The organism is Neptuniibacter sp. (assembly GCF_024231755.1).
Classification (GTDB): Bacteria; Pseudomonadota; Gammaproteobacteria; order Pseudomonadales; family Balneatricaceae; genus Neptuniibacter.
Genome location: NZ_JAAEQH010000072.1, coordinates 1 through 1,684 on the forward strand (window position 1 = coordinate 1; position 1,684 = coordinate 1,684).

Genomic DNA, 1,684 nt, shown 5'->3' on the forward strand with positions numbered 1-1,684 from the left:
CTTGATGGGTATCAACGCAGAAAGGATAGAAGCGTAAGTTTACGTTTGCTTACACAAGAGCAGACGAGCGCAGACCTAATGAACATTGATAGTTTGTTAGATACATTCGGTATACTGTACTTTAGGGCTGATGATTCGCCCAAAGAAAGCGTACCGTTCGAAGAGTTAGACAGCATAGAGTTAGACCTGTACGATAAGAAGAAGACACAGAGCCAAAGGTTACGTGCTGTACTCTACAAGTTGTACAAGCAAGAAGGGGGAGAGGGAGAGTTTAAAGACTACTACAAGGTAAAGACAGAGAAGATTATTGAACATTTTAAAAGCAGACTAGAAGATGAGTAAAGCAAGCTATCAAGCCCACGAAGAGATTAAGCCTAAGAAACCATCTATGGAACAGCAGGTATATTCTTACTTAGAAACTAAGGGCGCAACTACTTTAGAAATGCTTGGCTTTCAGCTAGGCATAAAAGCGCAAACAGCATCAGCGAGACTAAGTGAGATGCACGACAAAGGCATAGTTACCTTTGATCCATACGGAGCATACAGGCTGACTTATGATGATGCAGAAAGGTTGGATGTAATTAAACAACGATGCGTTGAAAGGTTCGCGAAGTGGTCAAGGAAAGGTGAAAAAAACGGATGGATCGGTACACGCAAATTAAAGGCAGACATAGATAGACTTCGTGCAATGTCGGATAGTGGGAGTTTATATGCTGAAGGCAAACGCGATGCTTACGATTTGGTCTTGCAATTATTAGATCAACAGTAGTCACCCTTCTTGGACTCGAACCTGTAAACAACAGAAAAAAACAGACATGGCTAAGTACGATAAAGGACAATCGGGTAATCCTAATGGAAGACCAAAAGGTGCTAAAGGTAAAATTTCTAGTGAGGCACGAGAATTGTTCGTGCAGGTCATGGAAGGCGAGATAGATAATATCAGAAACTCACTAGGCATATTGCGTGAGAACAGCGACGAGAAATACCTAAAGGCTTTAAGCAGCTTGATGCCATACTTTATGCCTAAGCAGGTAGAAACTGACGTAACGATTTTAGAGGCTTCTAAGCCCCCTTCGTGGTTTGATGAGGTGTTGGATAAGACAGACCAAAAAGAAGAGAACCTGACTACGTGAAACAGCCTAAAGCGTACTACGATGTTAAGGGCAGCAAGGCACGGATAGTTTGCTTGCAAGGTGGTAGTCGAAGTGGTAAGACCTATTCGGTTTTACATTGCCTATGTGAGTGGTGCTATACATACCAAAACTCACAGTTTACCATAACGATCATACGCAGAAGTTTCCCTTCACTTCGTGCAAGTGTGATGCGTGACTTCTTTAATATCATACAAGAAGCAGGATGGTATCAAGAGAAGCACCATAACAAGACCGAGAACACATACAATCTATTTGGCAACCTAGTTCAGTTTATTAGTGCTGATCAACCTGACAAATTTAGGGGGGCAAAACATCACTTTGTTTTTCTCAACGAGTGTACAGAGTTGCAAAAAGAGGTTTTTGTTCAGATTTCTATGCGCTGCCTTTATAAGATATTCATAGACTTCAACCCTTCAGAAGAATACCATTGGCTATACGACACGGTTATACCTAGGGATGACTGCGACTTCTTTAAATCTACGTACCTAGATAACCCGTTTTTAAACAAGGAGGTAATAGAGGAGATTGAA

The 1,684-nt window shown here is 41.5% G+C and carries 4 protein-coding genes; all 4 read left to right on the plus strand.

Annotated features, from left to right (window positions below):
• On the plus strand, window positions 1-342 hold a 342-nt coding region (locus GY843_RS03505; protein WP_297306570.1), incomplete at its 5' end, for a hypothetical protein.
• Window positions 335-769 (plus strand): hypothetical protein, encoded by a 435-nt coding sequence (locus tag GY843_RS03510; RefSeq protein WP_297306572.1) that lies wholly within the window; start codon window positions 335-337, stop codon window positions 767-769. The genes GY843_RS03505 and GY843_RS03510, both read left to right, overlap by 8 nt.
• A 46-nt stretch (window positions 770-815) precedes the next feature.
• Window positions 816-1,133 carry a DUF5681 domain-containing protein gene (locus GY843_RS03515; RefSeq protein WP_297306574.1) on the plus strand — a complete coding sequence of 106 codons (318 nt, stop codon included), beginning with the start codon at window positions 816-818 and terminating at the stop codon, window positions 1,131-1,133.
• Window positions 1,130-1,684: phage terminase large subunit (locus GY843_RS03520; RefSeq protein ID WP_297306576.1), on the plus strand; the 555-nt coding region annotated here is incomplete at its 3' end. The genes GY843_RS03515 and GY843_RS03520, both read left to right, overlap by 4 nt.